Annotated in this window: 15 protein-coding genes; 9 read left to right on the forward strand and 6 right to left on the reverse strand. The window is 65.7% G+C overall.

Annotated elements, in window-relative coordinates; all coding sequences use genetic code 11:
- The first annotated feature begins 7 nt into the window (after positions 1-7).
- From G4G71_RS17220 to G4G71_RS17260, 9 genes are all read left to right on the forward strand, one after another.
- Positions 8-427 carry a MaoC family dehydratase gene (locus G4G71_RS17220; protein WP_169939254.1) on the forward strand — a complete coding sequence of 140 codons (420 nt, stop codon included), beginning with the start codon at positions 8-10 and terminating at the stop codon, positions 425-427.
- A gap of 11 nt (positions 428-438) precedes the next feature.
- Positions 439-1,263: an SDR family NAD(P)-dependent oxidoreductase gene (locus tag G4G71_RS17225; RefSeq protein ID WP_169939255.1), complete on the forward strand. Its 825-nt coding sequence runs from the start codon at positions 439-441 to the stop codon at positions 1,261-1,263.
- A gap of 59 nt (positions 1,264-1,322) precedes the next feature.
- Positions 1,323-3,311, forward strand: coding sequence for an alkyl/aryl-sulfatase (locus G4G71_RS17230; protein WP_169939256.1), 1,989 nt, complete (start codon positions 1,323-1,325; stop codon positions 3,309-3,311).
- 30 nt (positions 3,312-3,341) lie between these two features.
- Complete coding sequence (locus G4G71_RS17235; RefSeq protein WP_169939257.1) at positions 3,342-4,853, forward strand: wax ester/triacylglycerol synthase family O-acyltransferase; 1,512 nt, start codon at positions 3,342-3,344, stop codon at positions 4,851-4,853.
- Between the two features lie 74 nt (positions 4,854-4,927).
- Complete coding sequence (locus G4G71_RS17240) at positions 4,928-6,364, forward strand: patatin-like phospholipase family protein (RefSeq protein ID WP_169939258.1); 1,437 nt, start codon at positions 4,928-4,930, stop codon at positions 6,362-6,364.
- A gap of 173 nt (positions 6,365-6,537) precedes the next feature.
- On the forward strand, positions 6,538-8,331 hold the full coding sequence (locus G4G71_RS17245; protein WP_169939259.1) for an acyl-CoA dehydrogenase: 1,794 nt from the start codon (positions 6,538-6,540) through the stop codon (positions 8,329-8,331).
- Positions 8,332-8,628: 297 nt separating this feature from the next.
- The gene (locus G4G71_RS17250) at positions 8,629-9,105 is read left to right on the forward strand and encodes a hypothetical protein (RefSeq protein WP_233298526.1); all 477 of its coding nucleotides are present in this window, start codon (positions 8,629-8,631) and stop codon (positions 9,103-9,105) included.
- A gap of 165 nt (positions 9,106-9,270) precedes the next feature.
- The gene (locus G4G71_RS17255; RefSeq protein ID WP_024762799.1) at positions 9,271-9,450 is read left to right on the forward strand and encodes a hypothetical protein; all 180 of its coding nucleotides are present in this window, start codon (positions 9,271-9,273) and stop codon (positions 9,448-9,450) included.
- A gap of 96 nt (positions 9,451-9,546) precedes the next feature.
- Entirely contained in the window at positions 9,547-10,062 is a 516-nt protein-coding gene (locus tag G4G71_RS17260; RefSeq protein ID WP_169939260.1) for a GNAT family N-acetyltransferase, read from the forward strand.
- On the opposite strand, the gene G4G71_RS17265 is transcribed toward G4G71_RS17260, so the two are convergent.
- From G4G71_RS17265 to G4G71_RS17290, 6 genes are all read right to left on the reverse strand, one after another.
- Complete coding sequence (locus G4G71_RS17265; protein ID WP_169939261.1) at positions 10,032-11,141, reverse strand: M14 family metallopeptidase; 1,110 nt, start codon at positions 11,139-11,141, stop codon at positions 10,032-10,034. The two genes, G4G71_RS17260 and G4G71_RS17265, sit on opposite strands and share 31 nt — an antisense overlap.
- 66 nt (positions 11,142-11,207) lie before the next feature.
- Positions 11,208-12,482: an MFS transporter gene (locus tag G4G71_RS17270; protein ID WP_169939262.1), complete on the reverse strand. Its 1,275-nt coding sequence runs from the start codon at positions 12,480-12,482 to the stop codon at positions 11,208-11,210.
- Entirely contained in the window at positions 12,479-13,672 is a 1,194-nt protein-coding gene (locus G4G71_RS17275; protein ID WP_169939263.1) for a M20 aminoacylase family protein, read from the reverse strand. Before G4G71_RS17275 ends, G4G71_RS17270 begins: the two co-directional genes overlap by 4 nt.
- Before the next feature lie 120 nt (positions 13,673-13,792).
- Positions 13,793-14,698: a LysR family transcriptional regulator gene (locus G4G71_RS17280; protein WP_169939264.1), complete on the reverse strand. Its 906-nt coding sequence runs from the start codon at positions 14,696-14,698 to the stop codon at positions 13,793-13,795.
- A gap of 295 nt (positions 14,699-14,993) precedes the next feature.
- Positions 14,994-16,352, reverse strand: coding sequence for a DUF1329 domain-containing protein (locus tag G4G71_RS17285; protein ID WP_169939265.1), 1,359 nt, complete (start codon positions 16,350-16,352; stop codon positions 14,994-14,996).
- Positions 16,353-16,389: 37 nt separating this feature from the next.
- A complete protein-coding gene (locus tag G4G71_RS17290) occupies positions 16,390-18,243 on the reverse strand; it encodes a DUF1302 domain-containing protein (RefSeq protein WP_169939266.1) in 1,854 nt (617 codons plus the stop codon).
- Between the last annotated feature and the right edge of the window lie 260 nt (positions 18,244-18,503).

Consider the following 18,503-nt stretch of genomic DNA (forward strand, 5'->3'; position numbering starts at 1 on the left):
ACCACCCATGACCCTAGTCCGCTTCGATTCCGTCCAGGTCGGCGACAGCCTGCCGCCGCTGACCCTGGCACCGATCAACCGCACCACCCTGGCGCTGTTCGCCGGGGCCTCGGGCGATCACAACCCGATCCACATCGACATCGATTACGCGCGCAAGGCCGGCATGGCCGACGTGTTCGCCCACGGCATGCTGTCCATGGCCTATCTGGGCCGGTTGCTGACCCAGTGGGTCGACCAGCGCCAGCTGCGCGGCTTAGGCGTGCGCTTCGCCGGTATCACCCACCTCGGCCACCAGATCACCTGCACCGGCAAGGTGGTGGAGAAGTTCGAGGCCGAAGGCGAGCGTCGCGTGAAGCTGGAAATCCAGACCGCCAATCAATACGGCGAAACCAAGATCGTCGGCGACGCCATCGTCGCCCTGCAGTGAGGAACAACAACATGGCAAAACTCGACGGCAAGGTAGCCCTGGTCAGTGGTTCCGGACGCGGCATCGGCCAGGCCATCGCGCTGAAGCTGGCCAGCGAAGGCGCGCGCATCGTGATCAACGACCTGGACCTGGAACCGGCAAAGGAAACCGCCGCGATGATCCGCGACCTCGGCGGCCAGGCGGCGATCTGCCATGGCAACGTCAGCGCACCGGACTTCGCCGAGCGTTACATCCGCACCGCGATGGAGCACTTCAAGGCCATCGACATCATCGTCAACAACGCCGGCTACACCTGGGACGACGTGGTGCAGAAGATGAGCGACGAGCAGTGGTACGCCATCCTCGACTGCCACATGACCGCGCCCTTCCGCATCTTCCGTGCGGCCTACCCGATCATCAAGGCGCAGGCCCAGGCCGACGCCGAGGCCGGCCGCGAGGTGTTTCGCAAGGTGGTGAACATCTCCTCGGTGTCCGCCCTCAACGGCAATGCCGGGCAACTCAACTACAGCGGCGCCAAGGCCGGCGTCGCCGGCATGACCCGCGCGCTGGCCCGCGAGTGGGGGCGCTTCAAGGTCAACGTCAACGCCGTGGCCTTCGGTTTCATCGAGACGCGCATGACCCGTGCAGACGCTCACGCCGGCGCGACGGTGAACATCGAAGGGCGCGACATCCGCGTCGGCATCAGTCCGGAAGCAGCGAAGTCCTTCGCCCAGCGCAATCCGCTGGGGCGCCCGGGCACGGTGCAGGAGGCGGCCGACGCCGTGTACCTGTTCTGCTCGCCGGAGTCGAACTACATCACCGCGCAAACCGTCGCCGTGGCCGGGAACCTGCAGTAACCGCCGCGCCACGAAAACCGCGCCCAGTCGAATACAAGAACAAGAACACGGAGTCAGCCATGAAAGCCCGGATCACCCGCTACCTGCCCTGTACCCTGCTGGCCAGCATCCTCGCTGCCGGCATCAGCCCGTCGCTGCACGCCGAGGAATCTGGCGGTAGCCAACCGGCGAGCCCGATCACCGCGCAGAAGAACGCCGCGGTGCTGAAGGTACTGCCGTTCAGCGACCGTACCGACTACGAGTCGGTCACCCGCGGGCTCATCGCGCCCTACAAGGGCCAGGTGAAGAACGCGGCAGGCAAGGTGATCTGGGACTCTCAGGCCCACGACTTCCTCGACAAGGACCAGGCCCCGGAGACGGTCAATCCGAGCCTCTGGCGCACCGCCCAGTTGAACAACCATGCCGGCCTGTTCGAGGTCGCCGATGGCATCTACCAGTTGCGCGGGATGGACGTGGCCAACATGACCATCATCGAGGGCAAGGACGGCCTCTTCATCATCGATCCGCTGATGTACGCCGAGACCGCCCGTAACGCGCTGGACCTCTACTACCAGCACCGCCCCAGGAAGCCCATCGTCGGCGTCGGCTACAGCCACAGCCACGGCGACCACTTCGGTGGCGTGCGCGGCATCGTCGACGAAGCCGACGTGAAGAGCGGCAAGGTGAAGATCTTTGCGCCGTCCGGTTTCATGGAACATGCCATCAGCGAGAACATCTTCGTCGGCAACGCCATGAGCCGCCGCTCGCAGTTCCAGTTCGGCACCTTCCTGCCGCGCGGCGAGCGTGGCCAGGTCGACATCGGCATGGGCAAGGCGCTGCCCTCCGGCGGCACCTTCACCCTGATCGCACCGACCGACCTGATCCGGAAGGAGTACGAAACCCACACCGTCGGCGGCATCGAGATCGAGTTCCAGCTCACCCCCGGCACCGAAGCGCCGGCGGAAATGAACTTCTACTTCCCGCAGCACCGCGCGCTGTGCATGTCCGAGAACAGCACGCAGATGATGCACAACATCCTCACCCCGCGCGGCGCGCTGGTACGCGACGCCAAGGCCTGGTCGCAATACCTGGATGCCAGCCTGGAGCGCTATGGCGAGAAGACCGACGTGATGTTCGTCTCGCACAACTGGCCGACCTGGGGCGGCGAACGCATCCGTACGCTGCTGGCTGACCAGCGCGACATGTACGCCTTCCTCAACGATCGCACCGTCCACCTGATGAACCAGGGTCTGACCTCCACCGAAATCGCGCAGAAGATGGACAAGCTGCCCGGCGACCTGGAGAAGAAGTGGTACACCCGCGGCTACTACGGCTCGCTCAGCCACAACTCCCGTGCCGTCTACCAACGCTACCTGGGCTTCTACGACGGCAACCCGGCGAACCTCGACCCGCTGACGCCGGTGGATGCGGGCACCCGCTACGTCGAAGCGATGGGCGGCGCCGATGCCGTCCTCAAGCTGATCCGCGCCGCCATCGACAAGGGCGACTACCGCTGGGCCGCAACCCTGGGCAACCACCTGGTCTTCGCCCAGCCGCAGAACGAAGAAGCGAAGAAGTTGCAGGCCGACGCCCTGGAGCAGTTGGGCTACCAGTCCGAGAACGCGCTGTGGCGCAACATCTATCTGACCGGTGCCATGGAGCTGCGCCATGGCGTTCCGGTCTATGACGCTGGCGCCACCAAGGCCGACGTGGTCAAGAGCATGGAGCCCGGCCAGTTCTTCGACTTCCTGGCGATCCGCCTGGATTCGGACAAGGCCCAGGGCCACGACATGGTGATGAACTGGGTATTCACCGATCTGGCCAAAGACTATGCCGTGACGCTGCGCAACGGCGTGCTCACCCATCGCGATAACGAGAAGAACGCCAGCCCCACGGTGACCATCACCCTGGCCAAGGCCACGCTGGATCAGATCAGCCTGCGCAAGCTGGACTTCCCCACCGCCATCAGGCAGGGCGACATCAAGCTGGACGGTGACGGCAAGGCCCTGGGCGTATTCCTGGGGATGATCGACAGCCCCGCCCCCCAGTTCAACATCGTCACTCCCTGACGCCCGCCCCTTCGACACAGGACACAAGGCATGAAGCAACTTACCCCCATGGATGCACAGTTCTTCTACTCCGATGCCCCCCATCAGCCGATGGTCATCGGCGGCCTGTGGATCTGCGACCAGAACTCCGCACCCAATGGCCTGGTCCGGCACAAGGACATCATCCGCTACATCAACAGCCGCCTGAGCAGCACCTCGCTGTTCCGCCGGCGACTGCAACACGCGCCACTGCGGCTCGACGACCCCTACTGGCTGGAAGACAAGAACTTCGACCTGGAGTACCACATCCGCCATGTCGGCCTGCCGCAACCGGGCGACTGGCGGCAACTGTGCATCTTCACCGCCCGGGCGATGTCGCGGACCCTGGACATGGAGCGCGCGCCCTGGGAAATCACCATCATCGAGGGCCTGAACAACGTCGAGGGCGTGCCACCCGGCAGCTTCGCCCTGCTGCTGCGCCTGCACCACGCCTATGTCGACGGCAAGTCGGGGGTGGAGATCACCACCCTGCTGATGGACGACCAGATCGACTTCGACGAGAACACCTACCGCCTACCCGTCAGCGACCGCATGCCCACGCGCACACAGATGTGGGCCAAGACCATGCCGCGCCTGCTCGGCCAGTCCCTGCGCAGCGCCAGGGCCAGCCTGAGCATCGCGCGCAAGAGCCTGCAACTGGCGGCCCAGCTGCGTGGCGATGCCAGTCCGGACCAGAGCCGCGTGCCCACCACGCTGTTCAACGCGCAGATTTCCCCGCACCGCAGCTATGGCGCCACCCAATGGCCGATCGCCGACCTCAAGCAGATCCGCCGCTGCGCCGAGGGCGCCACCCTCAATGACGTGATCATCGCCATCATCGCCGGGGGGCTGCGGCGCTACCTGCTGCGGCGCGAGGCGCTGCCGGTGGAGCAATCGCTGGTCGCCCTGTGCCCGGTGGCGATGCGTCCGGAAAGCGCCCGGCGCGATATGGGCAACCTGATCTCCATGATGCTGATCGGCATGGGTACCGACATGGCCGATCCGCAACTGCGCCTGCAGGCCATCACCGAGCGCACCCAGCGCGGCGCACCGCTGGCCAAGGAGGTGATGCACGAGCTGATCACCTCCGTGGGCGAAGTACTGCCCGCGCCGATGCGCATGCTCGGCGGCTGGCTGCAGAACCAGGTCCGCTACGTGAGCCGCTTCCACCTGCAGAACACCCTGATCACCAACGTGCCCGGCCCAACCAACGGCGCGGAGAAGAAGTACTTCGCCGGTGCCGAGATCCTCGCCACCTACCCCATAGTGCCGGTGTTCGACGGCATGGGCCTGAGCCACGGCATCACCAGCCTGTACGGCAACATCATCCTCGGCGTGCTGGCCGACCGGCAGATGCTCCCGGACATGGATGTGTACATGGCGAGCCTGCAGGAATCGACCGAGGAGTACCTGGCCCTGGCACACCGGCGCGAAGCCGAGGTGATGGCCAGCGAGCCGGCCAGGCGCCCTGCCGCCTCTCGCAGGCGCCCGGCTTCGCAATCGGCCGAGCCGAGCGTCGAGTAATACCAGGGTGGAGCGTGAAAGGCAGGGAGGCCCCGCGCGCCGCCGTCAACCATCAGCGAACAGGGAGAGTCCCGATGTTCAGGCAGAAGTCAGCGGTGCGGCAATTGAGCGACAAGATGGACCATGCCCACAGCTACCAGGAATGGGCGGAGCACGCCGCCGCCCTCGATCACGCGACCGGCATGGACGACTGGCGCGGCAACGAAGTCTCCGGCGACTACGACTACCGCACGGTGCGGCAACGCATGGAGCGCCTGCGCGGTATGCGCAACGCCGGTTCCTATGCCAATCTGATGTTCGCCCTCAACGAGGGTATCCACGGCAACCTCGCCGGCATGGGCAAAGCCGTGCTCTACGGCCACGCCAACCTGGGCACCAAGCACCTGATCCACCAGTACATCGAAGAAGTCTGCCTGGCGCTGCAGGCCATTGACGACCTCGACGAGAGCGTCATCGCGCTGGACGAGCGCAAGGACTTCTTCCTCCGCGCCAGCCAGTGCTTCGGCCGCTCCGCCCTGATGCTCAGCGGCGGCGCAGTGCTGGGTTACTTCCATGCTGGCGTGCTCAAGGCACTGTTCGAAGAAGGCATGCTGCCGAGCATCATCTCCGGCTCCAGTGCCGGCTCGATCCTGGCCTCCATCGCCTGCACCCACGCCAACTCGGAGATGCTCGACAAGCTGCAGCCGGAACTGCTGCTGATGCAACCGCAGGGCGACTCGCGCAAGCGCCGGCGAAGGACTCGCCCAGCCCTGGAAGCCGGCGACCTGGCCAGCTACCTGGAGCGCCTGATTCCCGACCTGACCTTCGCCGAAGCCTACAAGGTCAGCGGTCGCCACCTGAACATCACCGTCACGGGACTGGAGCCGCGCCAGGCGCCGCGCCTGCTCAATGCCATCACCGCGCCAACGGTGCTGGTGCGCTCGGCAGTCATGGCCTCCTGCGCCATTGCCGGCATCTATCCACCCGTGACCTTGCAGGCGAAGAACGCAGCGGGCCTCCAGGTGCCCTACCTGCCGGAGCAGCAGTGGATCGACGGTTCCTTCCTCGACGACCTGCCCGCCAAGCGCCTGGGTCGCCTGTACGGGGTAAACCACTTCATCTCCAGCATGGCCAATCCCGCCGCGCTGCTGTTCACGCCCAACCCGAACGCCCAGCCGAACCTGTTGCAGAGTGCATTCAACCAGCAGATACGCCTCAGCAAGGGCGTCGCCACCCACCTGCTGCGACTGGGCCGCGACCACCTGCGCATCCGCAATCCCACCCTCGCCCGCTGGCAACACCTGAGCTACAGCGTGCTGGTGCAGGACTACATCGCCGACATCAACATCTTCCTCGGCAAGCGCTGGCACAACCCGCTCAAGCTGCTGGCCCCTATGCCGCTGGGCGAGCTGCGCCAGTTGCTGCGCGAGGGTGAACAGGCGACCTGGGAACGCATGGAGATGGTGCGCAACTGCACCGCCATCAGCCGCACCCTGGACGGCATCCTGCGCGCCCGCCACTGGACGGCCTGACGCCTCGTACCGAAGGCGGCGGCTTTGAATCGGCACCTTCGGCGAGTTTCACCGGTCTCAACCTTTACGCACCGCCTGTCGACCGGCGGATGACCCTGCGCGGCGGCCGGTGGCCAACCCACTACCGGCCACGCCAGCCGGCCGCTGATCGGCCCCGCAACAGGAGCACCAGCATGAGTGATTACCTTGCCCCGCTGCGCGACATGCAGTTCGTTCTCCGCGAGCTGCAACTGATCGATTCGCTGAACCAGCTACCCGGCCAGGAAGACATGAGCGGCGAACTGATCGACGCCATCCTCAACGAAGCCGCCCGCTTCGCCCAGGGCGTACTGGCGCCGCTGAACGTTAGCGGCGACCGCCAGGGCGCGAGGTGGAATGACGGCACTGTCCATACTGCCGACGGCTGGCGCGACGCCTACGGAAAGTTCGCCAGCAATGGCTGGAACGCCCTTTCCTGCCCGCCCGACTTCGGTGGCCAGGGGGCGCCGCGACTGGTGTCGGCGCTGGTCGAGGAGATGTGGAATGCCGCCAACGTCGCCTTCGGCCTGTGCCCGATGTTGACCCGCGGCGCCATCGAGGCCATCGAGCTGCGCGGCTCCGACGAACTGAAGCGGACCTGGTTGCCCAGGCTGGTCAGCGGCGAGTGGACCGGCACCATGAACCTTACCGAGCCCCAGGCCGGATCCGACCTCGCCGCCGTGCGCACCCGTGCCGAGCCACAGGGTGACGGGACTTACAAGCTGTTCGGGCAGAAGATCTTCATCACCTACGGCGAGCACGACCTCACCGACAACATCGTCCATCTGGTGCTGGCCCGAGTGCCCGGCGCACCCGAAGGAGTGAAAGGCATCTCCCTGTTCGTGGTGCCCAAGGTATTGCTGGATGCCGATGGCGGCCTGGGCGAGCGCAATGACGTGCACTGCGTTTCCATCGAACACAAGCTCGGCATCCACGGCAGCCCCACCGCCGTGCTGGCCTTCGGCGACCAGGGCGTTGCCCGCGGCTGGCTGGTCGGCGAGGAGAATCGTGGCCTGGAGTACATGTTCATCATGATGAACGCGGCACGCTTCTCCGTCGGCATCGAAGGCATCGGCCTGGCCGAGCGCGCCTACCAGCGCGCCGCGGCCTATGCCCGCCAGCGCAACCAGGGCACGGAGATTGGCGTACAGGGCCGGGAAAAGGTCGCGATCATCCGCCACCCCGATGTTCGCCGGATGCTCATGTCCATGCGATCGCGAGTGGAAGCCATGCGCGCGCTGGCCTGTGAAGTAGCGCTGGCCACCGACCTGGCCCACGGGCATCCGAACGACACGGTGCGCCGCGAGCAGCAGGCCTTCGTCGAGCTGATGATCCCGGTGATCAAGGGCTGGTGCACCGAGAACGCGGTGGATATCGCCTCCCTCGGCGTGCAGGTCCACGGCGGCATGGGTTTCATCGAGGAGACCGGCGCCGCCCAGCACCTGCGTGATGCGCGGATCACGTCGATCTACGAAGGCACCACGGGCATCCAGGCGCTCGACCTGATCGGTCGCAAGATCGCCCGCGACAAGGGCGCAGCTGCCTTTGCCCTGATCGCCCGACTACGTGAAGCGCAACTCGCGCTGCCGGATGATGACCCGCAACTGGCCTCGATTCGCCATCGCCTGTTCCTGGCGATCAACGCCCTGGACGATGCGGTGAACCATGTGGTGAGGCACTACGACGATCAGGTCCGCCAGGTGGCGCTGGGCTCGGTGCCACTGCTGGAACTGTTCGGCATCGTCACCGGCGGGTGGCAGTTGGCCCGCTCCGCCCGGATTGCCCGCGGATGCCTGGCCAGCAATAGCGGCGACGCCGCCTTCTACCGGGCCAAACTGCGCACCGCGCAGTTCTACGCCGGGCACTTCCTGACCCGGGCACCGGGATTGGCCCAGACGATAGTCGAGGGCGGCGACGCCGCTTTGACGATGGAGGATTTCGCCTTCTGACGTCGAATGGCCGCCTGTCCGAAGTCTTGATGGGCGGCCCGGCCCCGTAACGAGCTCTTTACACCAGACTCCGATCCTGCCACTCGAGGCCTGACGCACCCAACACCCGCCATGTGCATGCTTGGCTATTGTGGAGGGTCGCCGTTATGCACGAATGCTCGTTGACAGTCCTCCCGCGGTTCAGTGAGATGGCCTTTCGTTCAGGCAAATGGCATTGCCGACCGACTGTGTGCGTTGTGTCCGCAATGCCGCGATGACGAAACTTCGGCGATCCCGACGGTCGCTTCCGGACGTTTCATGGCTTCATCGACACAGGAGATGCCGGCGATGTTGAACCAGGCACCCCGCGATACCCAGGACGTTGAATTCGACGAGCAATTCTTCCTCGCCTTCGAGATCCAGGTCCTGCAGAAGGCCCTGCCGGCCTTCGAAGAGGCCTCGCGCTTCGCCCGCGACCGAGGTCTGCGCTGCAGCGTGGAGTTGATCACCAATGCCGAAGGGCACCCCGAGCTCAGCCTGTCAGCCACCCAGCGCGACGACCTGCCGGACAGTTGCTATCGCCTGATTGCCGACCCGGCCGCCCAGGGCATAGTCCACGAGGAGTTCACCGCCGTGAACCGCCGCACGCGCCGCCAGGGCGCGCGCCTGGCGACCCTGACCTCGCGCTCGCTGGAGCTGCAGCTGGAGGCCTTCTTCATGCACGCCTTCGGCATGCGCCTGGACTACAACGTCCTGCGCCTGGACTACTCTTACGAGCATGCCTCCGGGCTCTAGGCCATTTCCGACACCACCGGTCGTCGGTTCGGCCGGTGGCGGACAAAGCGTTCCGTCGGACAGTTCCTGCAAAGGATGATTTATGGCAACGATGAACGCGCCGAAGCCGCTATTATTCGCGCCCTGTGCGCCACCTCGTGCGTGTTTCCTCGTTGTCGCTTCGCCATGAATGAATTCCTCGTGCATTTTCAGGACGGTCATTGCCTGGGCAAAACCGTGCTGCGCTCGTTTTCCCGTCAGATGACCCTCTCCGAGGCGCGCGTGCGCCTGCAGGCCTGCTACCCGCTGCGAGTTCCGCACCTGCTGAACATCCTGCACCTGACGCCGATGCTGCCCGGCCGCTGATCCGGCCCCACCCGTACAGTTTTCCTGCGCCACTGTGCCTGCAACCGGGCATCGACCGTGGCTAGAGTCGTTCGTCCCGACTTCCAGGAACACGCCATGGCCAACCTGCAGATTCGCCCCGCCCACGCCGACGACGTGCCGGGCATGCTGGAACTGATCTTCGAGCACGGCCCCAACGACTGGAACTTCCTGCCCGAAGGTCCGGTACGCGAGCATTTCCAGGGCATCGCCGAGGGAGCGATATGGGCGCTGGTCGCAGTGGATGGCGACGAGTTGCGCGGCCTGGTGACTTATCATGAAAGCGATGCCTTCGGCCGCTTCCAGCAGAATGGGCAGTCACGCCATGCCTATATAGCCGAGGCCACTGTGCACCGTGACGAAGCCGGCCGCGGCCTGGGCACCCGCCTGCTGCACGCCACCATCGCCGATCTGGTCGCCCGCGGCCTGCCCGACATCTACATCGAGCGCCACGAAGAGAACCCCGGCTCCGCCGGCATGATGCGCAAGGCCGGTTTCCTCGAACTGGAAACCTTCGCCGACCCGCAGCGCCGGCCCAATGGGTCACGGCGCACGACGATCTGTTACCTGGACGCGCGAGCCAGCGCCGGCTGACCCTCGCCCAGCCCGGCGAGAGCTTGCCGCGCCGCTTCGCCGGCCTGTTCCAGCACCTGGCGCTTCCAGCCATCCTCGTCGACGTAGAAGGCATCGCGCAGCTGGCGATGGATACGCCGAGCCTTGTCCGGCGGCACGTCGGGATTGTTGGCCAACCACTGGTCCGCGCGCAGCGCCTTGAGGACCTTGAGCCCCGGCAGCGTGCCGTACTCCAGGGCGATGGCGGTCAGCTCGGCCTGCGGGCATTCACTGGCGGCGGCCAGGATCATCTGCCCCTGCAGCTGCACCGACACCGATCCCCCTTCGTGCGCCGAAGTCACCTCATCACCCCACCAGCGGCGCGTACGCGCCAGGGTCTGCGGATCGTTGCCGCCAACATAGATGCGCTCGCCGTGGCCCTTGGGACCCAGGCCGGTGTGCACGTCGATCCAGCCCAGTCGGGCGCAGTCGCGGGCGTGCTGGCGCAGCACCTGGCGCACGGCCTGGTTGCTCCAGGTCGGCTTGGCGCCGATATAGAACAGGCCGTTGGGGTGGCTGTCCTGGCCGCTGGAAATGGCCGCCTGCAATCGCTTGCGGCCATGGCGCATGGCGTAGCGCAGCAGACGCAAGTGGCTGGCGAAGGACGGCCAGCGACGCGGTATCAGGATCGGGTCCAGGGTTGCGTAGGCCTGGTTGCGCTGGCGCAGCAGGGAGAAGTCGATGAAGTTGCGGTTCAGGTCGACGTTCTCATGGGTCCAGCGCCGCCACCATGAAAAACCGTAGGGGTTGGCCGCATGCAGGTAGAGCACCGCGCAATCGGCCTTGGCGCAGAGTTCCAGCCAGTCGGGGTCGTTGAGCAGCGCGACCTGCACAGCCGAGCCGCAGAAGCCCTCCACGCCGTGGCAGCCGCTGCTGATGATCAGCAGGTTCTGCGCGTCGGCGCGGCCGCTGCGCGCCACGTCCAGCGCCAGGGGCTCACCGTCGCGGCCCGGCAGTGGATGGCGATGGGACTCGACGACCAGGCCGGCGGAGAGGCAGGCGGCGAGGAACTTGCCACGCGCTTCGGCGTAGCTCTGGGAAAAACAGGCAGACGGGGTCATCACCACTCCGGATGATTGGATTCGAGTCAGGAAATCGGGCCCGACGTGCGGGCCCTTCGAGGAATATCAGGCGTGACCGACAGCACCGGGCAGCGGCGCTTCGCTTTGCTCGCCCTGCAGGGACTGGCGGGACCGCTCGGGGGCGATGATCCGGCAGCCGAGGATGGCGCAGACCACGGTGAGCACGCCGAACAGGCCGAGCGCGGTCTCGAAGCCATGGGCGATGTCGCCACCGCGCAGCTCGACCAGTTGGCCGACTATCCACGGCGCGAGCATGCCCGCGCTGGTCATGCCGCCGATATGGATCGCCAGCATCGAACCGCGCTGTGCGCTCGGCGCGATATAGGCGACCAGGGTGTTGCAGAAGGTCGGCAGGACGTTCACCAGGATCGCGCCCAGGGCGTAGAGCACCAGGATCGCCAGGCGATCGCCGTGCAGCAGGGTCAGCGCGCAAAATGCCACGCCGGCAACCGCCGCGAAGAGCATCGGCGGCAGCACCATGGCGCGCTGCACCGAAGCGCCGCGTTTCATGGCCCGTTGCGACAGCGTGGAGAGCAGCAGGTTGGCCAGTATCACCCCGACCGTCACCACCATCACGGTGTAGCCCGATTGCATGGGCGTCATGCCCTGGCCCTTCTGCAGGTAGACCGGCACCCAGCTGTACACCAGCGCGGTGGGCAGGTAGCTGAGGAAGCCCATCAGGGTGATCCAGAGGAAACTGCGGTTGAGCAGCAGCCGGCTGTAGGGCAGGCGCAGCGTCGATCCCGGCCCTTCCTCCGCGGTCTGCTGCCCTTCGCGGCCGAAGATCAGCCAGACGACCAGCCAGACCAGCCCGAGCAGTGCCAGCAGGAAGTACGCGGTGCGCCAGCCAAAATGCTGGATCGCCAGCGGCAGGCTCAACGCACCGAGAACGGCGCCGAGCATGATCGATACCTGGATCAGCGCCGAGGGCAGCACGCGCTCCTTGGGGCCGAACCACTTGAAGCAGGCGTGCTGGGTGACCGCCGTGCCCGGCCCGGTGCCGGCGCCCAGCAACAGGCGCCCGGCAACCAGTGCGGCAAAGCCGCTGGACAGTGCCACCAGCAGTTGCGAGGCCATCCACACCACGGACATGCCGGCCAGGATCCAGCGTGTCGGGAAACGGTTGGCGAGGAAGCCCACCAGCACGCCGGAGATCGAATAGAGGAAGAAGAACGCGCTGCCGATGAAGCCGAACTCGGTCGGCGAGAGCTTCAACTCGTCGATGATCTGCGTGCCGGCGAAGGCGAAGATGGTCTTGTCCAGGACGCTGATGACCATCACCAGCATCAGCAGGATGAGGACTACGGTGCGCTGTTTCATGCCTGCTCCCCTCTCGACAGCGAAGTCTCCACCAGCCGCACCCAGAGCGCCGCGCCGAAGGGAATCGCCCCGTCGTTGAAGTCGTAGCCGGGGTTGTGGACCATGCAGCCGCTGGGGCCGCTGTTGCCGTTGCCCAGGGCGATATAGCAACCGGGGCGGCGTTCCAGCATCCAGGCGAAGTCCTCGCTGCCGAGGAAGCCCGAGGGCACTTCGGAGAGCAGGCGCTGCGGGCCGACCAGCTCGGTCAGCACCTGGCGTGCGAGGCGGGTTTCCTCTGGCGTATTCACCAGCACCGGCACCAGCTCCTCGTATTCGTAATGCAGCTCCATGCCGTGCACGGCGGCGACGCCACGGGTGATCTCGCCGATGCGGCGCTTGAGCAGTTCGCGCACTTCGGGCTTGGTGGCGCGCACGCTCAGGCGCAGGTCGGCGTGGTCGGGAATCACGTTGGCCGCCTCCCCCGCCTTGAGCATACCCACAGTCACCACGCCCACTTCGGTGGACGGCACGTTGCGCGCAACGATGCTTTGCAGCGCCAGCACCAGCTCGGCAGCGGCGACTATCGGGTCCCTGGTCAGGTGCGGCATGGCGCCGTGGCCGCCGACGCCGGTCAGGCGAATCGATACGCGGTCGGACGATGCCGTCAGCGCGCCTTCGCGGGTCAGGAAGCAGCCTACCGGCAGGCCCGGCGCATTGTGCAGCGCGTACACCGCATCGCAGGGGAAGCGTTCGAACAGGCCGTCTTCCATCATCGCCACGGCGCCGCCGAGGGTTTCCTCGGCGGGCTGGAAGATCAGGTTGAGGGTACCGTCGAAGTGGCGCTGCTCGGCCAGATCACGGGCGGCGCAGAGCAGGATCGCGGTGTGGCCGTCGTGGCCGCAGGCATGCATGCGGCCTGCGTGCTGGCTGGCGTAGGGAACGCCGCTGGCCTCGTCGATGGGCAGTGCATCCATGTCGGCGCGGATGCCGATGCTGCGCGCGCTGTTGCCCTGGCGCAGTACACCAACCACGCCGGTGCCGCCGACGCCCTCGTGGACTTCATAGCCCCATTCGCGCAGGTAACCGGCGACGATGGCGCTGGTGCGCGCCTCCTCGAAGCCCAGTTCGGGATGCTGGTGGAGGTCCCGGCGAATCCGCGCGAAATCCTCGGTGCTTGCCGCAAGCCTTTCTATCGTGGGGTGCTGACTCATGCCGCATCCTGCCCATTGTTCTGATGTGGCCGGCAGGATGCCCCACGCGCGCGATGCTGAATAATGACCTTCACGCATGCTTATCGAGGCTGGTTATCGACGCCTGCTCTCGAACCTGAATCAGTCGGCCTTGCGCAGGTGCGGTCCCTTGAAGGTGTAGACCAGTTCGTCCACCAGGGTCTGCGCCTCGCGGGTCATCAGCTCGGGCGGCCGGCAGACCAGCGAGATGTCGGTGCCCGGCACGGTCTCGGCGATATCCAGGGCATCCAGCGTGCTGGAAACGATGGGCAGGTCGAACACTCGCCGCGACCAGAAGCTCACCGCATCGGTGTTGGCCGCCAGCTCCGCGTAGAGCACCACCGAGGCGCACTCGATGACACGCTCGGGATGGCGCACCTGATACTGCTCGAACATCTGCCCGGCGAGGGAGATATCCAGCGAGTCGGGTACCAGCCATTCCTCGTCGAGCAGTTCGTGCAGCGAGCGGGCGTTGCGCAGTGGATGCCCCTTGCGCACCGCCAGCGTGGTGGGCTGGGCATAGAGCTCCTGCCAGTGGAAACCATCGACGTTGCGCGAGGACGGTTGCGAAGTCAGCACCAGGTCCAGCTGACCTTCGCGCAGGCCTTCGAGCAGCTTGGCCGGGCGCAGTTCGCTGATCTGCAGTTGCACCTTGGGGTAGCGCTTGCGGTAACGCAGCAGGCAGCTGGCGAACTGCTGGCTGGGCGTCACTGGCGACACGCCGATGGCCACGCGGCCATCCATGGCGCCCTTGAGCGTCTCGATCTCGTCACGGGCGCGGCGCACCTCCTCCACCACCAGGCGGGCACGGCGCACCAGGCGTTCGCCATACTCGGTGGCAGTGATGCCGCGGTTGGAGCGCACCAGCAGCGGCACGCCCAGCTCGGCCTCCAGCTCCTTGATGCTCTTGGACAGGGCGGGCTGGGAGATATGCAGCAGGCGCGAAGCCTCCTGGATACTGCCGCTCTCGCAGATGGCGACGATGGCGCGGAGTTGATGCAACTTCATGGCGTGGACGACGGCTCGGAGATCGGTAACAGGTCGGAACATAAAGCAAAATCGAGGCCGGCGTGAGTAACGGTTGGTAAACGGAGGCGGACCGGCGGGTCGCGTTCGCATGAATTTGCAGGAGCGAGCTTGCTCGCGAACGGAGTCAATCGAATCGCCGAGACCATGCGGTTCGCGAGCAAGCTCGCTCCTACGAAGAGCCGCCTGCCCGCGAGATAGACACAAGCGAAAAAAGCGGCCCGAGGGCCGCTGAGTCAACACAAGGAGCGCCGGTGAGCGCCAGTAAAGCCCGCCGTCAGCGGATGCCGGTGGCGCGCAAGGCGTTGGGGGTGAAGTCGTTGCTGCTGGACTTCACCGCGAAGTCATAGCTGCTCTTCTCCTCGTTGCGCAGGCCGGACACCGTGTAGCGGCCGGACAGCACGTCATAGTGGGTTTCCGCCGTCAGCCAGGTGAACTGCTGGTCGTAGAACGGCCGCGCGTGGCCTTCGGACACGCGCCAGAGATCGCCGCGACCGTCATAGGCATCGGCCTCGGCGATCTGCCAGCTGTCCTCGTCGATGTACAGGTCGCGCTTGCTGTAGATGTGGCGCTGGCCCGGCTTCAGGGTCGCCACCACGTGCCAGACGCGGTGCAGCTCGTAGCGGGTGTGGTCCGGGTTGAGGTGGCCGGGCTTGACGATGTCGTCGTACTTCAGCGTCGGCGAGTCGAGCTTGAAGCTGTTGTAGGGGATGTACAGCTCCTGCTTGCCCACCAGCTTCCAGTCATAGCGATCCGGCGCGCCGTTGAACATGTCGAAGTCGTCGTAGGTGCGCATGCCTTCCGCGCCGGGGCTGTCGTAGCCCACTTGCGGAGCGCGGCGCACGCGGCGCTGGCCGGCGTTGTACATCCACGCCATGCGCGGTTCCTTGACCTGGTCGATGGTCTCCAGCACCAGCATCACGCTGCCCGCGCGGCGCGGCGGCGAGAGGATTTCCTGGCGGAAGTAGTAGAGGATGTTGTTCATCTTCGCCGGGTCGTAGTCCTTGAGCCCGAACGGGAAGGCGAACTGCTCCTTCATGTAGCTGATGGTGTAGTCGCCATTGGTCTGCGGGTTCATCTGCGCGGTGGTGCGCAGCATGGCATTGCTGCGATAGCGGGTGACATGGTTCCAGATCACCTCCAGGCCGTTCTGCGGGATCGGGAACGGAATGGTCATGGTGAAGTTGTTCAGCCCGTTGCCGCCCTCGGCCAACGAGGTCGCAGTGGCGTTCTTCTTCGCCGCGTCGAGCACCGTTTGCGGATAGCTCGCACTGCGGTGGCTCGGGTAGACCGGGATGCGATAGGTCTCGGGGAAGCGCTGGAACATCGCCAGCTGGCCGGGCGTGAGCTTGTCCTTGTACTGGCTGGCGGTCTGCGCGGTGATGGTGAACAGCGGCTGGTCGGCGGCGTAGGGATCGGCGAGGAAACCGCCGGCATCGACCTTGCCGGCGTTCGGCGCCAGGCCACCGGTCCAGGCCGGGATGCTGCCGTCGGCATTGGCGGATTTCTCCGCGCCGATGGGGGTGAGTTCATTGCCCAGGCGCGCGGCCTGGTCGGCGCTCACCGCGGCCATCACTTGCCCGGCGAGCAGGCTCAGGGTCAGGCAGCCGGCCTGCAACCATTGCTTGTTGTTCATGCTGATACCTCTGGGACTGAGAGTGGAGCAGGCGGCGTCAGAAGCTGACGCCCAGGCTGACGGCAAGGAAGTCGCGGTCGGTGTTGACGTTGTAATCACCGCCGAAATAGTCGGTGTAACTGATGCTCGCGGTGTAGCGGCTCAGGTATTCGGCATCGACGCCGACGCTCACCGATTTGTCGCCCTCGTTGAAGGTCGGGCCGTAGCCCTCCACGTCGTGGGAGAACGCCAGGTTCGGGCGCAGCGAGATGCCGCCGATGAGGTCGTTGTATTCCAGGCCCGCGCGCAGGCGATAACCCCAGGAGTTCTGGGTGTAGAAGCCTTTGTCGTTGCACTGCCCAGGATTGGCGGTATTCACCACCTTCTCGCACAGCGCGTTGCCCGACAGGCCCAGCAGCGACGAGCTACCGGCGCTGGCCAGCTCACCGTTGCCGTAAACGCTGCTGCGGCCAAAGCGCAGGTCGGAGCCATCGGTGGAACCCAGGTCGTCGATATGGCCAAAGCCGATTTCGCCCACCAACGTCAGGCGTTCGGCGCCGATTACCGGGATCTGGTCGAAGGTGTTGGTGAAGGTCATCTGGGCCTGGGTGTAGGGCAGGCGCTTGTAGCCCTGGATCAACGAGCCGTAGCTCGAATCCGCCCAGCCGCTGGCGAAGATCGGCAAGCCGGCGTTGACCATCGCGTTGGTGGACGCCGAGCCAAGGGTGGCAGCGCCGGAGACGTCGCTGGAGTTGATGCCCATCGGCATGTTCGGCCGGTAGCTGATCTCGCCCTGCACCGCGGTGCTGCCCCAGGTGGTGTTGAAGCCCAGGCCGTAGAGGCGGATGTCTTCCGGATAATCCAGGTACCAGCTGGCGGTACTGCGTCCGCCCTGCCCGATCAGGCCGCCCACCGGATCGGCCAGCGCGCCCTTGCCCACCACCCAGTTACTGGTCGGGGTGCGGCTGTGATAGTTCATCGCGTAGGCGGAGAATTCCGTGTCGTTGACCATCCAGCGTAATGCCACGCCGAACTGGCCGCCGTCGCGGGCGTCATGGTCGCCGGTGCGCGGCACGTAGCCGTAGCCGCCCCTGACGCCGGTGCCGTCAATGTCGCGGTCGAAGTCGCTGCCGTTCACCGCCATGTTGATGTCGCAGCCCTTGGCCGCCACGTCGCTGCCGAAGAAGGTGCCGCAGTTGTCCGGCACGGTCTTCTCCCATTCGAGCTGGTAGAAGGCCTCCATGGACAGCGTGTCGGTCAGCCCCTGGTTGAAATACAGCATGCTCACCGGGATCAGCGCTTCCTTCACCTCGGAGCCCGGCCGGCGCAGCGCGGAGACGTCCACCGGATTGATCGAGTTGATGCCGTTCTGGATGAAGGTGCTCTCGCCCCAGCTCACCACCTGGCGGCCCAGGCGCACGGTGCCGGGCAGGTCTCGGAAGTCGTAGTTGTGGTAGATGAAGGCGTCGAGCAGCTCGGCACCAGAGGAGCGCGCCGCCATGTCGCGGCCGTTGTCGTCGATGTCGTAGAGCGGGCGGTGCTCGTCCTTCAGCTCGAAGTCGTACCAGTACTTGCCGCGCAGGAACAGGCCGCTGTCGCCGTACTTCAGCTCCAGGTCGTGCAGGCCCTTGAAGATCTTGGAGAAGGTTTCGCCCTTCTTGAAGTTCAGTCGACCGTCATCGGAGGTCTGGCTGGAGGCCGTGCCGCCGTTGCGCGACCCGATGAACTTCTTGTCCGGGCTGTCCATCGCCCAGCTCGCGCCGATGGACAGGGTCGAGTCGAAGCGGCCCTCGATTTCCCCCACGTTGAAGCTCACTGCCTGAGCCGAAGATGCCCCACCTAGGGCCATGCTGGTAGCCAGCGCCAGCGCGTGCGGCCTGAAGCCTGCGGCGCCGGTTATTGTTTTTTTCATGCTGATCTCCGCCTGGATCGTGCTGGTCACGGCTAGCCGTGCCACCCCTGCCCCGCGGCCGGCTGGCCGGGAGGCGATCGCATGGTAAGAGCGCTGTCACAAAGCTGACTGCTGAAAAAAAGTGATGCCCATAGCCAGAATCGAAACGCCCGCGACCGGCAGCCCGTGAGGTTTTTCGGGTGATAACCGGCAGCTATCGCGATACCCAGGATTCAGCCGACCGCGCCTGCGCATTGGCCTAAAGTCCGCCGCCATCAGCG

This window comes from Pseudomonas multiresinivorans (assembly GCF_012971725.1).
GTDB lineage: Bacteria > Pseudomonadota > Gammaproteobacteria > Pseudomonadales > Pseudomonadaceae > Pseudomonas > Pseudomonas multiresinivorans.